Source organism: Cupriavidus sp. WS, assembly GCF_000395345.1.
Lineage (GTDB): Bacteria > Pseudomonadota > Gammaproteobacteria > Burkholderiales > Burkholderiaceae > Cupriavidus > Cupriavidus basilensis_B.
Window position 1 is genome coordinate 1 of record NZ_AQPL01000540.1, and the last position, 461, is coordinate 461.

The 461-nt window shown below is 64.0% G+C and carries 1 pseudogene; it reads left to right on the forward strand.

Annotation, left to right across the window (positions count from 1 at the left end):
- Positions 1–271: pseudogene (locus K206_RS40110) on the forward strand (integrase); the annotation flags it as partial.
- Positions 272–461 lie beyond the last annotated feature (190 nt).

The window sequence follows — 461 nt, forward strand, 5'->3', positions numbered from 1 at the left end:
TAAGCTGGCCCAGGTGCTCATGCACCAGTACCCGCAGGCGGATTCATGGGAGCTTTACCGCATGTTGACCCGGCCACACCCCGACCTGGGTGATCGCGCGGCCATCGACATCGTGACGCCAAGCAATCTGGGCATGGTGGCCCAGGTCATCGCAGGCGGCCAGCCCCATGCGAATGCTCCCGAGGTCGTCCCGCCGCGGCCTATCTCCGAAGAGGTGCGCCAGAGCGTTCGCCGGCTGATGGAGAGCGCTGTGGCTTTGGACGGCGCGTAGTGTTACAGCGCCCGCGAGGGCCTCACGGCCCCCGCGCTACATCTGCACCGCCTGCATGAGTTCGTTCAGTGTGCTGTGGTGCGGGAGCTAAGGACAGGCGCCGATGTCGCCGTCTAGAAATCGAGCAGACGATCATGCATGTCCAGCGGATCGTTGGACGCCTGGCATCTGGGACGTGTCAGGAATTTTG